Origin of the sequence: Clostridium moutaii, from assembly GCF_041205085.1 — a bacterium.
GTDB classification, from domain to species: domain Bacteria; phylum Bacillota; class Clostridia; order Clostridiales; family Clostridiaceae; genus Clostridium_B; species Clostridium_B moutaii.
Genome location: NZ_JBGEWD010000012.1, coordinates 1 through 19,938 on the forward strand (window position 1 = coordinate 1; position 19,938 = coordinate 19,938).

Annotated in this window: 19 protein-coding genes and 2 riboswitches; of the genes, 4 read left to right on the top strand and 15 right to left on the bottom strand. The window is 33.7% G+C overall.

From position 1 onward, the window contains the following. Positions 1–305: 305 nt before the first annotated feature. Entirely contained in the window at positions 306–473 is a 168-nt protein-coding gene (locus tag AB8U03_RS12315) for a Spo0E family sporulation regulatory protein-aspartic acid phosphatase (RefSeq protein ID WP_369704853.1), read from the bottom strand. Between the two features lie 253 nt (positions 474–726). On the opposite strand from AB8U03_RS12315, the gene add reads away from it, so the two are divergent. Next, on the top strand, positions 727–1,761 hold the full coding sequence (gene add / locus AB8U03_RS12320) for an adenosine deaminase (protein WP_369704854.1): 1,035 nt from the start codon (positions 727–729) through the stop codon (positions 1,759–1,761). Positions 1,762–1,818: 57 nt separating this feature from the next. Here add and sufU read toward each other — a convergent pair whose 3' ends face one another. The 12 genes from sufU to AB8U03_RS12380 form a co-directional block, all read right to left on the bottom strand. Further along, entirely contained in the window at positions 1,819–2,271 is a 453-nt protein-coding gene (sufU, locus tag AB8U03_RS12325; protein ID WP_369704855.1) for a Fe-S cluster assembly sulfur transfer protein SufU, read from the bottom strand. Further along, a complete protein-coding gene (locus AB8U03_RS12330) occupies positions 2,258–3,520 on the bottom strand; it encodes a cysteine desulfurase (RefSeq protein WP_369704856.1) in 1,263 nt (420 codons plus the stop codon). The genes sufU and AB8U03_RS12330 overlap by 14 nt, the downstream gene beginning before the upstream one ends. Continuing rightward, positions 3,513–4,691 carry a Fe-S cluster assembly protein SufD gene (gene sufD, locus AB8U03_RS12335; RefSeq protein ID WP_369704857.1) on the bottom strand — a complete coding sequence of 393 codons (1,179 nt, stop codon included), beginning with the start codon at positions 4,689–4,691 and terminating at the stop codon, positions 3,513–3,515. The genes AB8U03_RS12330 and sufD overlap by 8 nt, the downstream gene beginning before the upstream one ends. A gap of 11 nt (positions 4,692–4,702) precedes the next feature. Then, complete coding sequence (sufB, locus tag AB8U03_RS12340; protein ID WP_369704858.1) at positions 4,703–6,109, bottom strand: Fe-S cluster assembly protein SufB; 1,407 nt, start codon at positions 6,107–6,109, stop codon at positions 4,703–4,705. 29 nt (positions 6,110–6,138) lie between these two features. After that, a complete protein-coding gene (gene sufC, locus AB8U03_RS12345) occupies positions 6,139–6,885 on the bottom strand; it encodes a Fe-S cluster assembly ATPase SufC (protein ID WP_369704859.1) in 747 nt (248 codons plus the stop codon). Between the two features lie 269 nt (positions 6,886–7,154). Next, a complete protein-coding gene (locus tag AB8U03_RS12350; protein WP_369704860.1) occupies positions 7,155–7,316 on the bottom strand; it encodes a DUF2292 domain-containing protein in 162 nt (53 codons plus the stop codon). 310 nt (positions 7,317–7,626) lie between these two features. Further along, positions 7,627–7,735, bottom strand: a riboswitch (SAM riboswitch). Between the two features lie 79 nt (positions 7,736–7,814). Further along, the gene (locus tag AB8U03_RS12355) at positions 7,815–9,152 is read right to left on the bottom strand and encodes a nitrogenase component 1 (protein WP_369704861.1); all 1,338 of its coding nucleotides are present in this window, start codon (positions 9,150–9,152) and stop codon (positions 7,815–7,817) included. Next, positions 9,145–10,617 carry a nitrogenase component 1 gene (locus AB8U03_RS12360; RefSeq protein ID WP_369704862.1) on the bottom strand — a complete coding sequence of 491 codons (1,473 nt, stop codon included), beginning with the start codon at positions 10,615–10,617 and terminating at the stop codon, positions 9,145–9,147. Before AB8U03_RS12360 ends, AB8U03_RS12355 begins: the two co-directional genes overlap by 8 nt. Before the next feature lie 15 nt (positions 10,618–10,632). Then, positions 10,633–11,466 carry a MetQ/NlpA family ABC transporter substrate-binding protein gene (locus AB8U03_RS12365; protein WP_369704863.1) on the bottom strand — a complete coding sequence of 278 codons (834 nt, stop codon included), beginning with the start codon at positions 11,464–11,466 and terminating at the stop codon, positions 10,633–10,635. Positions 11,467–11,490: 24 nt separating this feature from the next. Beyond that, positions 11,491–12,159: a methionine ABC transporter permease gene (locus tag AB8U03_RS12370; RefSeq protein WP_369704864.1), complete on the bottom strand. Its 669-nt coding sequence runs from the start codon at positions 12,157–12,159 to the stop codon at positions 11,491–11,493. Beyond that, entirely contained in the window at positions 12,156–12,935 is a 780-nt protein-coding gene (locus tag AB8U03_RS12375; RefSeq protein WP_369704865.1) for a methionine ABC transporter ATP-binding protein, read from the bottom strand. The genes AB8U03_RS12370 and AB8U03_RS12375 overlap by 4 nt, the downstream gene beginning before the upstream one ends. Before the next feature lie 210 nt (positions 12,936–13,145). Further along, positions 13,146–13,249: riboswitch (SAM riboswitch) on the bottom strand. An 83-nt stretch (positions 13,250–13,332) separates the two neighbouring features. After that, positions 13,333–14,517, bottom strand: coding sequence for a DUF4317 domain-containing protein (locus AB8U03_RS12380; RefSeq protein WP_369704866.1), 1,185 nt, complete (start codon positions 14,515–14,517; stop codon positions 13,333–13,335). A 185-nt stretch (positions 14,518–14,702) separates the two neighbouring features. On the opposite strand from AB8U03_RS12380, the gene AB8U03_RS12385 reads away from it, so the two are divergent. Genes AB8U03_RS12385 through AB8U03_RS12395 form a run of 3 tightly spaced genes read left to right on the top strand, consistent with a single transcriptional unit; the run spans position 14,703 to position 17,515 of the window. After that, on the top strand, positions 14,703–15,041 hold the full coding sequence (locus AB8U03_RS12385) for a HesB-like protein (RefSeq protein WP_369704867.1): 339 nt from the start codon (positions 14,703–14,705) through the stop codon (positions 15,039–15,041). 22 nt (positions 15,042–15,063) lie between these two features. After that, entirely contained in the window at positions 15,064–16,389 is a 1,326-nt protein-coding gene (locus AB8U03_RS12390) for an FxLYD domain-containing protein (protein WP_369704868.1), read from the top strand. Continuing rightward, the gene (locus AB8U03_RS12395) at positions 16,376–17,515 is read left to right on the top strand and encodes a S1C family serine protease (RefSeq protein ID WP_369704869.1); all 1,140 of its coding nucleotides are present in this window, start codon (positions 16,376–16,378) and stop codon (positions 17,513–17,515) included. Before AB8U03_RS12390 ends, AB8U03_RS12395 begins: the two co-directional genes overlap by 14 nt. Positions 17,516–17,563: 48 nt before the next feature. Here the strand turns inward: AB8U03_RS12395 and thiI are convergent, their stop codons facing one another. Beyond that, complete coding sequence (gene thiI / locus AB8U03_RS12400) at positions 17,564–18,706, bottom strand: tRNA uracil 4-sulfurtransferase ThiI (protein ID WP_369704870.1); 1,143 nt, start codon at positions 18,704–18,706, stop codon at positions 17,564–17,566. Next, on the bottom strand, positions 18,703–19,839 hold the full coding sequence (locus tag AB8U03_RS12405; protein ID WP_369704871.1) for a cysteine desulfurase family protein: 1,137 nt from the start codon (positions 19,837–19,839) through the stop codon (positions 18,703–18,705). Before AB8U03_RS12405 ends, thiI begins: the two co-directional genes overlap by 4 nt. Between the last annotated feature and the right edge of the window lie 99 nt (positions 19,840–19,938).

Below are 19,938 nucleotides of genomic sequence, written 5' to 3' on the forward strand. Positions count from 1 at the left end.
ATTTTATTCTGTTTAATTTTCAAGGATCATCTTCAATTACCTGCCTCTCTTAAGACAGCTTGTATAGTGTATCATTTAATTTCATATTTGTCAACATATTTTAAAATTAATTTTATCAACTACTAATATAATTTTTACAGCTACAAATTTATCATGATTCCAAGAGTATGACTTAAGAATCAACCGCAAATTTAGATGAAACATTGTATCATAGAACAAACCAAAGCTACTTATTTCCTTCACCAATTCCATTATCAACCACATAGTAAAAAACATATCACAACCTGCTAGTTAACACACAATGACTACATATTAAAAATCAAATTACTTCCATAATCCTTAACATTCCTATATTGAAGATAAATTAATTTGTCCAACTGTTGGCTTATCTCCAATATTTCTCCATTGTATAAAACATCATCTTTAATAACCAATGAATTTAATTTTTCTCTTAATTGTTCTATTTGTTCCATAAATTTACCATCTTTCTTATAAATTTTAACAACCTTATTTATTGTATTACTTTATTGTGTAAATTACAACACCTAATGAAAATATTTTGTAATCTCTCTTAAAAAATATGCAATTATAATAAATACCCAGTAAATATGCTCTGTACAGTAGCTTAATTTTCCTTAAGAATTTTTAAATATAACATATCATATATTAATGTTTAAGATATATAATGTTAATATATCTTAAATAACTAATAAGGAGCACGATATAATGAATCTTGATGAAATAATAAAACTCATTCCGAAAACAGATCTTCACTGCCACCTAGACGGAAGTTTAAGGCCTGAAACTATTTTAGACATAGCTTCCAGAGAAAACATACCTGTTTTAAGCAATAATTTAAACACTTTTGAAAAACAAGTTAAAGTTTTTGGAAAATGCAGTTCTTTAAAAGACTATCTGGACAAATTCAATTTACCTATAAAAATTATGCAAAGTGAAAAAAATATATATAGAGTAACTACTGAATTACTAGAAGATGCCTCCCAAAAAAACATTAAATACATAGAGATACGCTTTGCTCCTTTTAATCATTTGAATGATAAATTAAATCCAGAACAGGTTGTAGAAACCGTGATATCTGCCATGAAATATAATAGAAATAATCTAGGTATCAAGTCAAATTTAATTCTATGTATTTTAAGACAGGAACCTGTTAAATATGGAATAGCTCTTGTCAATCTGGCAAAAAAATTTTTTGGCAGGGGTGTAGTTGCCATAGATCTTGCAGGAAATGAATCGGATTTTCCACCTGAAATTCACCGGGAATCTTTCAAGCTGGCAAAGGAATATGGTATTCACCGTACAGTTCATGCAGGTGAAACAGGTATATCACAAAATATAATAAAATCTATAAAAACATTATATGCTGAAAGAATAGGTCATGGTACCTATGCATATAAAGACAACAAAATAGTTGAATATATGAAAGAAAACAAAATCCCTCTTGAAGTGTGCATGACCAGCAACGTAAATACATCTGCCGTAAACTGTTACAATGAGCACCCTGTAAAAAAATATTTGGATGAAGGTCTTGTCATAACTGTAAATACAGATAATACCACAGTGTCAAATACAGATATAATTCAAGAGTTTGAGTACCTTGTAAAATATCAAAATTTTAGTTTTGGCGACATAAAAAAAGTTATAGAAAATGGAATAGATTATTCCTTTGCATCTGAAGAAGATAAAAATGATCTGCGAAATGAATACAATTCCTTTATAAATAGATATAAAAACAATTGATTATTAAGAAATACCCCAAAAGCAAAACCTTTGGGGTATTTCTTAATAATTAGATTTTTAATTGTTAGAGCTATCTTTTCCCCTTTTTTTTATAGCTTCTTCCAATGTATGCCAGGCAAGCACCGCACATTTTACCCTGGCAGGCATCATTGATATATTTTTAAGCGCTATGGCATCCTCTAATTTTTCCAGTTCTTTTTCATCTGTAATTTCTTTTTTTATCATTCCTATAAAAGTTTTAACATAATTTAAAGCTTCCTCAATGGTTTTGCCTTTAATCAAATCTATCATCATAGATGTAGAAGCCTGGGATATGGCACATCCGCTTCCCTCATAGGCTATATCATCTATAACATCTCCTTTGAATTTCAGTGAAAGAGTTATATCATCCCCACAACTTGGATTATGACCTCTTTCTTTTAGATCTGGATTTTCCAGTTCTCTTTTGTTTGTTGTATCCTGATTGTGCTCTGTTATTATTTCAGAATATATAAGACTAAGATCGTCCATATCCTAACCACTTCCTCACATTTTTAAGAGCTTCTATAAATTTGTCTACTTCCTCATAAGTGTTGTAAAAATAAAAACTGGCTCTGGAAGATGCTTGAATTCCCAAATGTTTCATAAGTGGCTGTGCACAGTGATGTCCTGATCTTACTGCCACCCCATAGCTGTTTAATATAGTTGCAACATCATGAGGGTGAACACCTTTTACATTAAATGAAATAATTCCTGCCCTGTTTTTTACATCTTTAGGACCATACACTGTAACATAATCTATATCCGAAATTTTTCTAAGGGCATATTCCGTAAGCTCTTCCTCATAAGCTTCAATCTTATCAAGTCCTATTGAGTTCAAATAATCAATAGCTGCTCCAAGGGACACTGCTCCTTCTACGTTCTGGGTACCAGCTTCAAATTTAAAAGGCAGTTCTGCAAATGTGGCATTCTGTTCTGTAACATACTCTATCATATCTCCACCTCTCAAAAATGGAGACATTTTTAAGAGAAGATCCTCTTTTCCATAAAGTACTCCTATTCCCATGGAGGCTAACATCTTATGGCCTGAAAACACAAAGAAATCAGCGTCAAGATCAGATACATCTACTTTCATATGAGGTGTGCTCTGAGCCCCATCTACTATAGCTATAGCTCCCTTTTCATGGGCATATTTCACAATATCTTTAGCTGGATACTTTGTTCCAAGTACATTTGACACCTGTGCAATAGATACAATTTTTGTTCTATCAGTAATTTTGCTCTTATACTCTTCTTCAGTTATTCTCCCATCTTCATTAACATACATGTATTTAAGTACTGCACCTTTGGCCTTTACCACCATCTGCCATGGAAGTATATTGCTGTGATGCTCTGAAATAGCAATTACTATCTCATCTCCCTTATTTATAGAATCGAGCCCATAGCTGTAAGCTATTAAATTCAATGATTCCGTAGTATTTCTTGTAAATATTATTTCAGAAGATTTCTCTGCTCCAATAAATTCTCTTACCTTCTCACGGGCTCCCTCATAAGCTTCTGTGGATGTAACTCCTAAGTAATGGGCTCCTCTATGAGGATTGCCATTTAAATTTTCATTGTAATGTTCCACAGCTTTTATAACGGATAGTGGTTTTTGTGTAGTTGCTCCATTGTCAAAATACACCAAATCCTTGCCTTCTACCTTTATAGAAAGTATTGGAAAATCCTTTCTTATCTTTTTTACATCTATACCCGTTTGTATTACATTCCCATTACTCATTTATAATCCTCCTTTTAAGTTCTTCAGATAAAAATTTCTTTAAATCCTCTGCAGGAATTTTATCAAAAATAGGACTAAACCTGGCTTCTATAACTAGTTTCTCCGCTTCGCCATAATCAAACCCTCTGCTCATTAAATAAAAAAGCTGATTTTCATCTATTTTACCTACACTAGCTGCATGCTGCCCATCTACATCTTCCTCCTGACAGAGAAGCATTGGAATAGTATCCGTCTTAACCGTTGGATCTAAAAGAAGCACTTCTTCAGCTTGAGATCCCTTGGACTTAGAAGATCCCCTCTTAAAATCTATATTTCCCTTAAACACTTTCCTTGCTTTATCTTTTAATACTCCTTCTATAACCATATTGCTGACGCTCTTCTTTCCAAAATGGTTGGCAGTATAATAAAGATCTTGTCTTCTATCTCCATCTACCAAATAAGCTGAATATATATCGGAACTGCTGCGTTCCCCTTTTAAATCCGAGTTATAATTTGTAACATTTATATGGCTGCCTATTTCTATAGTAATCCAATTTACCTTTGCACCTTCATCAACTTGTGCCATATTTGAATCAAAATGAGTAGATTTATCATTCATTCTTTGAATTTTTACGACATTTACCTGAGATCCGCTTTTAGCAAACACCTTGGTCAATCCATCATGAAAAGCATTTATTTCTTTTTCCCTAGTATAATAATCTACTACTAAAGTAATTTTGCTGTTTGGTTCAGCTATAATTATATTGTGATCTACCACTGTAGGGTTATGTTTATCTAAATTAAAATTAAGCCTCACATAAGAGTTTAAAATTCTATTTTCCGGAGCTTTTATAAATACTCCTGAATTAAATCCATCTTCCGCAAGTTTCACAAAATCCTTTGACACGGAAGTGGCATCTTTAAAACTGGAATATTTGCAAAGGCAGTTTTCACTTGCGGCTTCTTTTATAGGTACTATGGTAACATCCCTAAAATCTTCAGCTTTAAAATCCATATAATCTGCATCATATTCCCGTATATCCGGAAGTTTATAATTGTCAATATGAAAATTATTCAATCCAAGATGCTTCCATGTAGGTACATAGGCTTGATTTAATCTAAAATCTCTTTTATTTTGCAATGTGGAAATTATATTCTTGCTGTCACTAAAATTTTCCTTACTATCTATCATACAGTACCTCCTTATCCTATAGTTCCCTTTAATTCTAGTTTAATTAAATTGTTCATTTCTACTGCATATTCAAGAGGAAGTTCCTTAGCTACAGGTTCAACAAATCCCGTAACTATCATGCCCCTTGCCTCTTCTTCCGTAAGTCCTCTGCTCATGAGATAGAAAATAGCATCATCACTTATTCTCCCTATTTTGGCTTCATGACCCACATCCACATTGTTATTTGCCACACTTATAATAGGTACTGTATCCGATCTGGATTCACTATCAAGCATCAATGATTCGCAGGATACACTGGATCTGGAATTCACTGCATTTTTTGTGGAACTTAAAAGGCCTCTGTAGATGGAAACCCCTCCATCTTTAGATATGGACTTTGAATTAACCACAGATGTGGTATTTGGTGCCGCATGCACTACTTTCGAACCAGTATCCAGATATTGTCCCGCACCTGCAAAAGTTATTCCTGTAAAATCACATCTTGCTCCTTCTCCTCTTAGTATGCTCATGGGATACAACATGGATACTTTGGAACCAAAAGAACCTGTTACCCATTCTATGTGACCATTTTTATCTACTGCTGCCCTTTTAGTGTTTAAATTGTACATATTTCTTGACCAGTTTTCTATAGTGCTGTATTTTAGGGAAGCTCCCTCTCTTATATAACATTCAACACATCCTGCATGCAGATTGTTTACATAGTATTTAGGTGCTGAACAACCTTCTATATAATGAATTTTTGCTCCTTTTTCAACTACTATAAGTGTATGTTCAAATTGACCTGCCCCAGGGGCGTTTAATCTAAAATAAGATTGAATTGGTATTTCAACTTGCACTCCTTCTGGAACATATACAAAAGAACCACCGGACCACACTGCTCCATGAAGTGCTGCAAACTTATGGTCTGTTGGAGGCACAAGTCTCATAAAAAGTGGCTTTACAAGTTCTCCATAATCCCTTATTGCCGTCTCCATATCCATGTATAAAACGCCCTGTTTTTTAAGTTCTTCACTTACATTGTGATAAACCACTTCTGAATCATATTGTGCGCCAACTCCCGCCAGTGATTCGTGCTCTGCCTTAGGTATTCCAAGTAAGTCAAATGTTTTCTTTATATCCCTCGGCACATCCTTCCAATCATGTTTCATACTGGTATCCGGTCTTACATAGGTAACTATGTTATTCATATCCAAGTCTGTTAAGTCAGGTCCCCAGGATGGCATTGACATATTATTGTAAATATCCAGAGATTTAAGTCTAAACTCCCTCATCCAATCAGGATCATTTTTCTCCTCAGATATTTCTTCTATTATTTTTTTTGTAAGACCTGAGCCAGTTTTATAACTGGATTTATCTTCATTTTTTATATCATAAATACTTCTTTTTACATCTTCTATATGAGTTTTATCTTTTTCCAATAAAAACACCTCTCTTCCAAGACAATCCGCTAAACCAGTGCCTTAAACTTGTCATATCCATTTTTCTCTATTTCTTCAGCCAAGGATGCATCACCGGTCTTAACTATTCTACCGTCTACAAGTATATGAACATAGTCCGGTTTTAAATGTTCCAAAATACTGTCATGATGTGTAATTATAAGTATTGAATTATCTTTTGTCCTAAGTTTGCTTACTCCTTCTGATACTATTCTAACTGCATCTACATCAAGTCCTGAATCTGTTTCATCAAGCATGGCAAGTTTAGGTTCAAGTACTGCCATCTGAAGTATTTCGTTTTTTTTCTTTTCCCCACCTGAAAATCCCACGTTTAAATATCTCTGTGCATAACTTTCATCTATTTTTAAAAGTTTCAATTTTTCTTTTAAAGCTCTTTTAAATGCCAATATGCCACTTCTTTCTCCCGTAACAGCAGCCTTTGCACTTCGCAAAAAATTTTCAACAGTTATTCCCTGTATCTCTTCTGGATATTGAAAAGACATAAATATCCCACGTCTTGCCCTTTCATCTACTTTTAAATCATTTATTTTCTCCTCTTCAAATACTATATCTCCTGCTGATATAACATATTTGGGATGGCCCATTATAGTATTTACAAGAGTGGACTTTCCTGCCCCATTGGGACCCATTATGGCATGAACTTCACCCTTCCCAATTTGTAAATTAAGTCCTTTCAATATCTCCTTATCTTCAACTTTTGTTCTTAGATTGTTTATTTCCAGTAACTTTTTTCCCATTATACCTCTCCTTTATATCCGAGTATTTGAGTCATGTTTAATTTTAAAAATCAGCTACAATATAAATGAGTAATTAGATGAGATAGAATATCCGACTTAAATACTCAACATTGTACCTGATTACATTTTACTATTTATTCAAAGGATAATCAATAATGAAAATATGCATTTTATATTTTTCTCTAAAAGTTTTTATTTTCTGATAATAACTTAATCCAATTTAAATTATCTCAATTTTTATTCTTTAGATAATTAAACAAATCCGCCATTTATTTAAGTCTTATTTTTTCCTTTGTCTCTACCTGAATTACTATTCCGTCTTGAATCACTAAAGTTATTGAACCATAGCTTATACTTTTTAATGATTGCAATATTTTCTTAATATACTGCTCTGAAATCTGGTTTTTTTCCCGTATAATTTTTGCCTCCATTTTTATATTACCCCCTTTTATAATAATTTATCCAATGGCTACCATTGCTAATACCCCCCAGCTTTTTCAAATCTAGGTATGACAAGTACTGCTGTGCCCCTGGATTTATTCTTCCCCTAAAGGATAACGTATTCTAAGTGCTAAAGACACTAAGAATACTGTTAATAAGGTTCGGTATAAAAGCATTCCTTATGGGCAAACTCCACCGTACCTAAAAATAACTTGATAAACTAAAAAAATCCTCTTCAGATGAAGAGGATTAACTTATATGGCAATAAACATAAAAGATTTGCATTAAAGTTTTACCTTTACCTCATCTTCCAGAACTGTGTTCTGATGGACTTAGCACCTTACATGTAATACTCACATGGGTTGCTGAAACTTCATCGGGCCATTCCCTAAGTTTCTCTTGATAAGGATCAATATTAAATTATTGCTTTTAATTATACCGTATAATGTTTCTAGGGTCAATTAATTTTTTAATTAAATTGTATTTAATTATTTATAACTTTCCAATATATTGCTGTATATATCTTCTGTCAATGTCAATCCACCATTATATCCTACATAAGTCCTATTAAGTACTAACCTATGCATCACTGGCAAGGATATGTTTATTCCAAAACCCTTTAATTCTGATACTATATCTCTATCCCAGGAACTTCCCAAAATCAATGGTGTATAATTACCATGATTATATTTTCTTAACCCTTCATGTATTTTACCTCCATCAGTTTCAAATATTACTTTAGAAAATATATCCTGGGATAGATGTGCAAATTCATACTCTATTTTTTTTCTATATTCTTCCGGGGCATCATCTGTAATATATTGTTCTCCTGGAACAATTCCAAGTTCATTCACTAAATACTTGCTTATTCCAAGTGCATAAAAGGAGTCTGTTATATTAAAAAATCTATCTGCCATATCATATCTAAATTCTATGAAAAAATCTAGTGATCTTTCAATATAATAATAAAATCTTTTTTCTTCCCTGCTTATAAAATCTTCAACCCTTTTTTTATCCAATTGTGAAAATTCCGCCACAGTCCTTAGAAATTTGCTGGTTTCCTTTGCCCCTATAGGTAACACTGGATAATGCAGATAAGGAGTACCATATTTTTCATTTAACTGTTTGGCTATATTTAATCCTACCCAGGGAGAGAGGACTAAATTAAACTGGGCATTGGGAATTGTTTTCCATTCATCTACACCATTGGATTCCGTCCCAAAAAGTATGTTGACTTTCAGACCTATTGACTGAAGCAATTTTTTTATTTCCGCCAAATTACCTGTCCAAAAGGAATCCTGATATGGAACTACGGACCAAACATTTACAAGCCCCTTCTCCACCTCTGGTTTTCTTTCACCTATAAACTGATCTATAATGGCTTCAATTACCAATTCATGTCCTTTGAAATTGCTTCCTTTAAATCCGCCTGTTTCTGCATAAACTATAGGAATCCCCTTACTTTTATATTCACTTACTACCTGCCCCACATCATCCCCTATTATATCTGCAGTACATCCTGTTAAAACCACAAATAGATCGCCCTTTAAAACCTTTAGAGACCCATCTATTACCTGTCTTAACCTGTGTTCTCCTCCAAACACCACTTCTCTCTCCGTTGTATTGGTACAAGGTACGGCACTTCCTCCCGAATACCCTATGCCCTGATATCCTGATGCAACACTGAGACCATCATGAAGTTTAATTCCACATCCTGGTCCGGAATGTAATATGGGTATGGCCCTTTTAATAGCCAGTACTGACTGCTGCGCTCCCAATGCACAATAGTACCTGGGTTGTTCTATTATTTCAGTTGTTTTAGTCACTATGACCACCTCCCAAAAAGCTATAAGGATCCTGTTTTAGCCACCAATCAGTATAGGGCAATTCACAGTGTGCAGCAATATTCTTCACAAATTCCTTAGTTGCCAGTACATCCACTATTTTATTTCCATAATTTATCAGGCCTTCATATCCTAATCCAAACTGCTCATCCCCCATCAGGAATGTGGGTATTCCCAATTTTGGTCCCCAGGAAGACATTCCTCCATGGCGTGCCACCAATAGATCTGGTTTTAATCTATTCAATATATTTACCAATTCAAAAGGCTGTTTATTGCAAATATTAAAATTCTTCACATCTCCATAATTTTTCACAACATATCCTAAGCTGTCGCTTTTTGGATCCATATTGTCATAACAGGGATCATGGTGAAATATAGCTGCACCTACTACTTCCATATGGAGATCTTTAAGAAGAGCTATTAAACTGTGCCCATGAGCTGCTCCAGCTGTGACGTATACCCTTTTTCCTTTCAATTTGCTCCTAAGCTCTTCAAGCCCAGGAGCAATTTTATCTTTTTCAGATTTTATAAGTTTTTCAACTTCTTTTTCTCTATGGGTAACTTTACCCAGTTCTCTAAACCACATATCCGCACCTTTAATGCCATAAGCTGGTGGGGCTTTAACTTCAGGTACACCATATTCCTGTTCCAATCCAGCTGCCAAATATGTCCCCAGTGTAGGACATATTTGTACTGTAGCTGCAGCTTCAGATATTTTTTCCAGTTGATCTATGGTCGAAAAAGGCACAATGTAATTGGGCTTTAATCCTATTTGTCCAAATAGCTCCGTAAATATATCACTTCCCCAAAAATTAATTACATTTACCATATCCTCTCTTTTTTTAACCGGCGGTTTGACTATTTTCCGCAGAATACCATGGTATGCAGCATCAAAACCTGTTGTCCAAATTCTGGATCTAAATCCTTCACAAGCCACAAACACCACAGGTATCCCCAATTTTTTTTGTGCTTCATCAGTTACCTCTTCTACATCATCTCCAATAATTCCAGATGCACAGGAAGTAGTTACAAAAATTGCTTTAGGCTTAAACCTTTTGTAGGCTTCTTCTATAGTCTTTTCCAGTTTAAAAATTCCACCGTATATCATATCTTTTTCCTTCAAATTGGTATTTAACAACCTGGCATTTTTTAAAGGTAATTTTCTCTTTCTCTGTCCTACTCTATTTGTGAAATTATAATCCTGAAAGTCGGCTGCACACCCTATAGGCGCATGATTTATTACTACCGCATCCTGTATCATAACCAATTGGCATAGTGCATTTCCCGAACTGCATCCCAGGCATTGGCTAAAACTTCTTCTCTTTTCGCATAACTTTCCACTTCTGGATTTGCTGCATAATTCTTTAGCACTTCCACCAAATCCCGTAATTGAACCTAGTCTGGATTCCCTTATTTCCACTTCCGGAGATTTTATGTTAATACTCAACGCTATACCTCCCCTTTAAAAAGCTGGCACTACTGCAACTCCATATTTACTCTTTATAAAATTTCTTACATCCTCTGAATTAAGCTTTTTTACTATTTCTTTTATTTCCTTTTTATTTTCATCGCCCTTTCTTACTACAATAAGATTAGCATAAGGTGATTTACTATCCTCTCTAAATAATGCTTTATTAGGATCCATTTTTGCCTCAAGTACAAGATTTGTATTTATTATGGAACCATCTACATCCGGCAATACTCTGGGAAGCTGAGCTGCATCAACTTCTACAAACTGAAGATTTTTAGGGTTATCCACAATATCCGAAGGTGTAGCACTATAGTTAGCTATTCCAGATTTTAATTTAATTAATCCCTGTTCCTGAAGAAGTTCCAAAGCCCTGTATTCATTGGAGGGATTATTAGGTATTGCAATTTTGGCTCCACTTTTGAGCTCATCTTTTGATTTAATTTTATCAGAATAAAAACCTATTGGCTCCACATGAACCTTTCCAGCTACTGCAAAATTGTATCCTTTTTCTTTAGCTACAGACTCCAAATAAGGTAAATGCTGAAAATAATTTGCATCTATCTGTTTTTCCTGTAAAGCTGGATTTAACTGATCCTCATCATCCAGTACCACAACATCCAAATTGATTCCCTCTTTTGCCAGAGCAGGTTTTATGTGGTTTAATATTTCCGCATGGGGCACTGCTGCAGCTCCTATCTTCACTGTAACACTCTTGCTCTTATCGCTTGAACTGCTTGTACTCTTTGAATCACTGCTGTTTCCACAGCCTGAAAACAATCCTACAACCAACACCAGCATCAATGATATTACACTTTTCTTTTTCATATTAATTCATCTCCCTTAAAATAATCAATCAAATTTATATCTTTTTTTATTTACATATCTAGAAATATGGTCTCCTGAAAACTGTATGATCTGCACCAGGCAAATTAACAGCACAACAGTAGCTACCATAATATCTTCACGAAATCTCTCATATCCAAAACGTATTGCCAGGCTTCCCAATCCTCCTGCTCCTATAGCACCAGCTACAGCAGTAAATTCAATAATGGATATAATTGAAATTGTAATCCCTCTTATAAGTGAAGGCAGTGCTTCTGGTATTAAAACTTTTAATATAATTTGAAATGGTTTTGCTCCCACAGCCAAAGCTGCTTCAATTTTTCCCCATTCTACTTCTTCTATTGATGTTTCAATAATTCTAGCTAAAAAAGGTGCTATTCCTATGGATATGGGAACAATAGCTGCCTTCATACCCAATGTAGTTCCTACAATCAATCTGGCTAATGGCAGTAAAACCACAATTAATATTATAGAAGGAAGGGATCTTATTGCATTTACTATAGCAGCCAATACTTTATTTAATTTTTCATGCTCTAAAATATGTCCTTTTTTAGTAACAACCAAAATAATTCCAAGCGGCAGCCCGATGAGCAGTGCTATGCAGCCAGCTATAATTACCATTTCTATGGTTTCCGACAATCCTTTTAGAATCAACATTTTAAAATCATCAGTCATATTACCTCACCTCCAGGATAATCGGAATTCACACTGAGATTTCTCATTATTTTAACAAACTTTTTAGCAGTATCACTTTTAGGATTTAAAAATACTGAATTTGTGCTTCCTGTTTCCACAATCTTACCTTCTTCAATCACTGCCATATTATTGCAGATATATTTAATAACATCCAACTCATGGGTTATAAGCAGAATAGTTAAATTAAGTTTTTTATTTATATCCCTTAAAAGCTCCAATATGGAATAAGTGGTCTGTGGATCTAATGCGGAGGTAGCTTCATCACTTAATAACACATCTGGTTCATTGGCCAGTGCCCTGGCTATACCCACTCTCTGCTTCTGACCTCCGCTTAATTGGGCAGGATAAGAATCCACCTTGTCACTCAGCTCTACTAAATTCAATATTTCATGCACTCTATTCTTTATCTTTTGTTCAGGATAACCAGATATCTTTAGAGGAAAAGCTACGTTCTTATATACAGTCATTGAATCAAATAAATTAAAGTCTTGAAATATTATTCCAATTTTTTTTCTAGCTTCTCTAAGTTCGTTTTTATCCATAGCAGTAATATCTTTGTCTCCAATGAGTACAGTGCCTGAAGTAGGTTCTTCAAGCCTATTTAAGCAGCGTATCATTGTAGACTTTCCAGCTCCGCTAAAGCCTATTATTCCGAAAATATCTCCTTTCTCCACTTTAAGATTTATATCTTTTAGTACTTGAATTTTACCTTTAGGCGTACTAAAGGTTTTACTTAAATTTTGTACACTTATCATAATAATTTCCTTCCTCCTCCTTTCTTTTAATAATTGCCTATATACCATCTTTCTCTTTAATTAAAATAAATTGCGGCAAAACAAAAAAGAGACTAAATCTTATAAAAATCAAAATTTAGTCTCCAGTTTTTCTGGTCAACCTTTAAAATTTGTATTTAATTAAATTATAAAAAACTCAGAGGAAACCCCTGAGTTTATATTCTCATGATTACCTCATCTCTCAGCTATAGGCTGCAGGAATTAGCACCAATGCATTAATCAATACTGGTTGCTGGGTTTCATAGGGCCTTTCCCTCCACCTCTCTTAATAAGTTTATTCAATATTTAATATTATGACAATCAGTATATCAGCAATATTAAACATTGTCAATAAATTTTTTACTGGAAAATTAAAAATTTAAATATAATCCTCTATCTCCTCAGTCTCCAGGTTAAGTCCATTTACAACCATATCTTCTTTCAGCTCTATTAATAGACATTTCCTGCCTTTTTTATCCACTACCTGCCTTACACTGCTTAAATCCTGTGGTTTTATGGTTATGCTTGTATTTTCATTCTCAATCTTTATAGATTTACTTTTAAAATCAGGAACTACATTCCTGGCTTTAAACTCATAATCTTCCCCGCATACTTCCTGAAAGGCATTTTTAATAGATTGTACACTTTCTACACCACTTTCACCCAGTACCCTTGTAACTTCATTCATATCTAAGGTTGGTTCTTCTTCCCTGTCTTCTTCATCAAGCTTTTCATTTATCTTTTCATATATATCCTGCATAATATCCGGTTTTATTTTGCCTCCTACTGCAGTGCCCAATATGGCATTAAAATTTTCTTTTTCTTCTACTGCTGTAGGTTTTATTGTACAATCCAGTACCTTCTCTACAAAAGTACCATTAATTTGTTTGGCCTTTGAAGAGTAATATATTATCTTATTTACATCTACATACTGACATGTAAAACTTGGAAACATAAATCCATCTAGGGGAGAATTTAAATTTATAATCATGTCCAGTGCAGAATTTGGCTTGAATTTCATTTCAGTATAGTCAAATTTTAATACTTTCTTGGGAATTTCCACTTTATTTACACTACACAATAAAAATTCTACGGCCTGCACATAATCCTCTATGTCACTATCTCCTTCATCCTCATTTTTTTTATTGCTGCTGTAATACTCTGCTTTTATAAAATTTATCACTACATCTGTATCGTAAGTGTAATTTTTAGATATTTTATCCACTACTTTATCTCCGAATTCAGCTATGCTCTCCTTGGAATTTAAAGCATTATACAATATACGCTGAGTATTTTCACTATCATCTGGATTTTTTTCCTTTTCCATTTCTCTAAAATTCAATTCAAATATCTTGGAATCCAGGGAACCTGTGAGCACCTTCTTAAAATTATTTAAATAAAGTTCTCTTTTTTCTATTTCCATCATTTCAAAATGTTCCAATTCTCTGGTTATTATTTCTCCATTATCTTTTTTTAAATATACGCTGTAGACCTCTTTAATAGGCAGCTTATAGCTTCCCAATTTAAATTCCTTCCTTATATTTGCTAAATCTTTTTTATTCATGTTTACATCTCCGCTCTATGAAATTAAGTGATTCTATCTTATACATACTTATTTTAACAAAATATAATAATATTTGCTATAAATAAATTACTATAGTACAAATATAAAATTTTTGATACAATACATATAAAGTATATTTATCTACTTACAAAAAATAAATTATTATATATAAGAGAGGGTTTTATATGAATTTTATAAAAATAAGCGATATAGCCTATAGCGAATTTAAAAAGTTTTTGACTGAAAACAATATAACTTGTGATGTAATAAGAATCTATTTAGAAGGTATGTCCTGTCATGGTCCCCGTTTCAACATAAGTGTGGACAATAAAACTGATAATGATTTAATTCAACAGGTAAAGGATATAAGCTTTATAGTAGATAAGAATTTATTCGTACAATTTAGTGGTTTTATATTCCTTTGTGGAAGTGAAAATGGCCTTGGAGACGGGAAATTCACTATAGCACCTGTATTTAATCCTGATGTTTCAAATTGCGAAAGCTGCCATGGATGCGAAAATTAATAATTTTAAGGAGAATAACACAATGTTTTGTTATAAATGCGGAACTAGAGTTTCCAGTGAAGCTTTATTTTGTGAAAAATGTGGAACCAATTTAAAAGATAATACTAAAGAGGAAAATTTAAATGACAGCACCATTCAAGTTCATAATATAAGGCAAGCCCTAAAACAAAACATAGAAAAGGATCGGGTGAATGCTTTAACTCTAGATAAACCAAATGTCAATATAACAGATTCTAATTTAAATAAAGAAGATAACAATAAAACTTGCTGTAAAATTCCTTTTTATAAAAATATAAATGTGGTCATGCCTCTTTTATCCGCAGTAATTACTGTAAGTTTAACCTGTACCTATTATTTCTATCAGGTTTCTATTTCAAAAAGTGTAGAAAAAAATAGAATAACTGCTGAAAACATGGCACTTCAAGGTAATATATCAGGTGCTTATCCAATAATAGACAAAGCTTTAAGCTTACGTCCAAATAATGAAACTTTAAAGGCGGATAAAAAATTTTTACAGGATGGTGAAATTGTAAACTCCCATATAAATGTTCTAGACAGTTACATAAAGAAAAAAGATTATAATAAAGCTTTAAATGAACTGGATGAGACCAGTAATTTAATATCAGATAAAGCTGGAGCTTTTTATTCCCTATTAAATAAAAACATAGACAATAAGAAGATGGGTATAACTGTACTACAGATAAAAAACGAAATGAATAATAAAAGCAGTATAGAGGATTTGGCTGAACTCCTCAATAAAATATCCAATTACAATGTAAAAGAAGCCAGTGAAACTGCTGCGGAACTCAGAAAGAGAATAAGCAGCATAGCTTATGATACTGCAAACGAATACTTGAAGAAAAATGATTTTACTTCTGCCCTTCAAACTTTAAACAAGGGTATTACTTATAATCCAAATGATAAGAAATTAATTAATTTTAAACAAATTATAATATCTGAAAAAAATTCCTTTGAAGCGGCTGAACAAACCAGACTTCAGAATGCCATGGCCTCAGCAGCTATGGAAGACAAAAATAATAAGACCAATGCAGTAGAAGTAACTTCCACTTCCACTTCTGTAAATAAATATGGGGATTTTGTAATCAAGGGAAATATTAAAAATATAGCTACAAAGCCAATAAGTTCAGTGCAGATATACTATACCATGTATGATTCCAACAATACTGAACTGGGAAGTGACTCTACTTACGTATATCCTAACCATCTGGATATAAATGACACAGGTCAATTTGAGAATACAGAATATGGGACATCAAAAGGCCATCATATTAAAATTACAAATATAACCTGGGTCTTGCCACAGGAGGACAATTATGAAAATAAATAGAAATTTTGTAATCTCCCTTCTTATAACAATAGCCCTTGTAGTATTTGGTGCTGTTGCATGTATAATTATACATAGAAATATAAGTCTTAAATCCTCTAGAAGTTCATCTAAATTAGGAGATGTGGCTGAAGCACTAAGTGCTCCTAAGCCCAAAAATTTAAAGGCAATAATACATGAAAATCAAAAACTGGTTGTATCCCTGGAAGTAAAAAATGGCAGCGAAAATATAACCGGTTCTGGCTTTTTATATGATACAAAAGGAGATATAGTAACCAATGCACACGTGGTGAACAATGGATCTTCCATAACCGTAAAAATGGCTGATACTACAACATATAAAGGTAAACTCATAGGCAAAAGCGAAATCACAGATGTGGCTTTAGTCAGAGTTGATAACTTAAGTGGAAAAAGCCCTATGAAGATTTTGAAAAATAAAAAGGCTGACATAGGAGACGAAATAATAGCTCTTGGAAGTCCACTTGGGTTTCAAAACACAGCTACCACCGGTATAATAAGTGGATTAAACAGAAGCTTCACTCTGGAAAATTATCAGTATAAAAATGTTTATCAGATTTCTGCTCCTATATCTCCCGGCAACAGCGGTGGTCCTCTTCTGGATAGAAATACAGGACAGGTTATAGGCATAAATTCTGCAAAAATAGATGATGAATCCATAGGTTTCAGCATACCAATAACTCAGGTTGATTCCATGATAAATAACTGGGCGGCTAATCCTACTACATATGAATTTTCATCTCAGGATATCACTTCAGATAAAAACCAGAAACCCACTAATGAAGATGCCGCTTACTTAGTTTCATATTTTTACAACAGCTTAAATTCTAATGACTATGTAACTGCCTATTCTCTTCTTGGAGCAAGCTGGCAGCAAAGCACGGCCTATGAAGATTTTAGGAAAGGTTATCTCCAAACCGTATCTGTAAAAATAGATAATATGCTCTGTCGTGGAACAGATAATGGGAATATAGAAGTTTCAGCCACAATCCAGGCCGTTGAGGGAAATGAACCCAATTCTAAAACAAGCAAATATAATGTTATATATAACGTGGGGTATGAAAACAATAATCTGAAAATTTTAAACGGTAAAAGCACAATCATAGAATAAAAAGTGCAGTTCACTAAAATACAAGTGAACTGCACTTTTTAACTGACCTTAATTAAAAAACTCAGTATTTTCCACAGCCTCTTTTACCAAACCGTCTATATCCAATACACTTTCTGCTTTCCTTATTTCTTCAACCTTTGGTTTAATTTTAGGATGTTTTGGCACAAATATAGTACAACAATCCTCGTAGGGCAATATGGAAGTTTCATAAGTGCCAATCTGCCTTGCCACATCCATTATATCCACTTTGTCCATGGCTATTAAGGGCCTGAACACCGGTCTGTCTGCTGCATCATTGCTTACAATGAGGCCCTCCATAGTCTGGCTGGCAACTTGACCTATACTCTCACCTGTAGTCACAGAATCTATATTATATTTGCTTGCTAAATTGCAGGCTATTCTCATCATAAATCTTCTCATTATTATAGTTAATTCATCTTCCCTGCAGTTCTCAATTATACCCATTTGTATTTTTGTAAAGGGTGCAACATAGAGGTTTATACTTCCCGTATATTTCTTCAATATTCCCGCCAATTCCTTAACTTTTTCCTTGGCCCTTTCGCTGGTATAAGGATGACTGTGAAAGTACACACAATTTAACTGAACCCCTCTTCTCGCCATCATATAACCAGCTACCGGAGAATCTATGCCTCCTGAGAGCATAAGCATGGTACTGCCGTTAGTACCGTAAGGCATTCCACCTATCCCCTTTATTCTCTTTGAATACACATAGGTTTTTTCCCTTATCTCTATATTTACAAAAAAATCCGGTTTTTTCACATCTACAGTTAATTTTTCAGTATTTTGTAAAATATAGGCCCCAACTTCTCTGCTTACATCCATGGAAGTTTCAGGAAAACTTTTATCTGCCCTTTTAGTTACAATTTTAAAAGTTTTTCCCTCGTTTTCAAAAACACTTTTAAGTGCCTGTTTTTTTATACTTTCCATATTGGAGTCTATTTCATCTACCACACATATTTCCGACACTCCGCATACCCTTTTGAGTCTTTTTATTCCATCTTCCAGATCACAACATTCTATAAACCATCTTCCCTGATCTATTACAAAATCATACTTACTGTCATTAAAAACATTTTTTATATTGTCTTTTAATTTTCTTTCAAATTTTCCCTTGTTCAATCCTTTCAAGAATATTTCCGGAGCATACTTTACAAGCAATAACTTTCTCATCTACCTACTCTCCTTAAAAACTTTAAAGATTTATCCAGCACCTCTAAAGTATAATCCACTTCATCTTTTGAATTGCCATCACCAAAACTAAATCTTATAGTACCCTTTAACTCTTCTTTTGGAAGTCCAATGGCCTCTAATACATGGCTGTCCTTGCTGCTTTTAGCAGAGCAGGCGGATCCTGTGGAAACATAAATACCTTTTTCCTCCAACATATGAAGCAATACTTCTCCTCTGACCCCTATAAAAGAAACACTCAATACATAAGGTGAATATTCCATGCCCTGACTGTTTATTTTTATTCCTTTTATTCCTTTAAGTTCTTTCATGAAATATTCTTTTATGTCAGATACCCTATGAAAATTTTCCTCTATATTTTTGTATATTTTCTCAGCAGCTTTTGCAAACCCAACAGCAGCAGCCAGATTTTCAGTGCCTGACCTAAAACCTTTCTCCTGTCCTCCTCCATATATGAGAGGTGTGGGTAAAAGTCCTCTTCTAACATAGGCAATTCCTATCCCCCGGGGACCATGTATTTTATGACCACTGGCGGATAGCAAATCTATATTTGATTTTTTAACATCTATGTCATACTTTCCATAAGCCTGAACTGCATCTACATGAAATTTTACCCTGCTGCTTTTTTCTTTTATGAGCTTTCCTATAGCTTCAATATTTTGAACTGTTCCTATTTCATTATTGGTATGCATTATGCTGACTACCTGTGTTTGTTTATTTATACTATTGTCAAGCTGATTCAGGTCAACCTGTCCTCTGCTGTTCACATCAAGGTAGATAACCTCTACTCCCTTATCTTCCAGAGCCTTACAGGTATTTAAGACACTGGGATGTTCTATTTTGCTTGTTATAACCTGTCCACCAGATTTTACAAAACCTCTTATTAAGAAATTATTGCTCTCGCTTCCTCCAGAAGTAAATATTATCTCATCTTTATCACAATTCAAAGTTCCTGCAACTATATCTCTACTCTCATTCATCTTCAACTCTGCTTTTAATCCTAGGGAATATGCTGAGGATGGATTTCCATAATAATTTTTCATAGCATCTACCATTGAATCTATAACTTCAGAATAGGGCCTGGTTGTAGCACTATTATCAAAGTAAACTTCCACTATTGTCACTCCTTATATATGTAAAATGATTAAAATATAATAAAACTAATATAACATATATTATCACACTTATAAAAAAATAATAAGAGTAAATACTAA

What these genes read in the sequence shown, in the direction of transcription:
- AB8U03_RS12315 (WP_369704853.1), bottom strand. Translation starts at nt 473, where the DNA reads ATGGAACAAATAGAACAATTAAGAGAAAAATTAAATTCATTGGTTATT.
- add (WP_369704854.1), top strand. Translation starts at nt 727, where the DNA reads ATGAATCTTGATGAAATAATAAAACTCATTCCGAAAACAGATCTTCAC.
- sufU (WP_369704855.1), bottom strand. Translation starts at nt 2,271, where the DNA reads ATGGACGATCTTAGTCTTATATATTCTGAAATAATAACAGAGCACAAT.
- AB8U03_RS12330 (WP_369704856.1), bottom strand. Translation starts at nt 3,520, where the DNA reads ATGAGTAATGGGAATGTAATACAAACGGGTATAGATGTAAAAAAGATA.
- sufD (WP_369704857.1), bottom strand. Translation starts at nt 4,691, where the DNA reads ATGATAGATAGTAAGGAAAATTTTAGTGACAGCAAGAATATAATTTCC.
- sufC (WP_369704859.1), bottom strand. Translation starts at nt 6,885, where the DNA reads ATGGGAAAAAAGTTACTGGAAATAAACAATCTAAGAACAAAAGTTGAA.
- AB8U03_RS12350 (WP_369704860.1), bottom strand. Translation starts at nt 7,316, where the DNA reads ATGGAGGCAAAAATTATACGGGAAAAAAACCAGATTTCAGAGCAGTAT.
- AB8U03_RS12365 (WP_369704863.1), bottom strand. Translation starts at nt 11,466, where the DNA reads ATGAAAAAGAAAAGTGTAATATCATTGATGCTGGTGTTGGTTGTAGGA.
- AB8U03_RS12370 (WP_369704864.1), bottom strand. Translation starts at nt 12,159, where the DNA reads ATGACTGATGATTTTAAAATGTTGATTCTAAAAGGATTGTCGGAAACC.
- AB8U03_RS12375 (WP_369704865.1), bottom strand. Translation starts at nt 12,935, where the DNA reads ATGATAAGTGTACAAAATTTAAGTAAAACCTTTAGTACGCCTAAAGGT.
- AB8U03_RS12380 (WP_369704866.1), bottom strand. Translation starts at nt 14,517, where the DNA reads ATGAATAAAAAAGATTTAGCAAATATAAGGAAGGAATTTAAATTGGGA.
- AB8U03_RS12385 (WP_369704867.1), top strand. Translation starts at nt 14,703, where the DNA reads ATGAATTTTATAAAAATAAGCGATATAGCCTATAGCGAATTTAAAAAG.
- AB8U03_RS12390 (WP_369704868.1), top strand. Translation starts at nt 15,064, where the DNA reads ATGTTTTGTTATAAATGCGGAACTAGAGTTTCCAGTGAAGCTTTATTT.
- AB8U03_RS12395 (WP_369704869.1), top strand. Translation starts at nt 16,376, where the DNA reads ATGAAAATAAATAGAAATTTTGTAATCTCCCTTCTTATAACAATAGCC.
- thiI (WP_369704870.1), bottom strand. Translation starts at nt 18,706, where the DNA reads ATGAGAAAGTTATTGCTTGTAAAGTATGCTCCGGAAATATTCTTGAAA.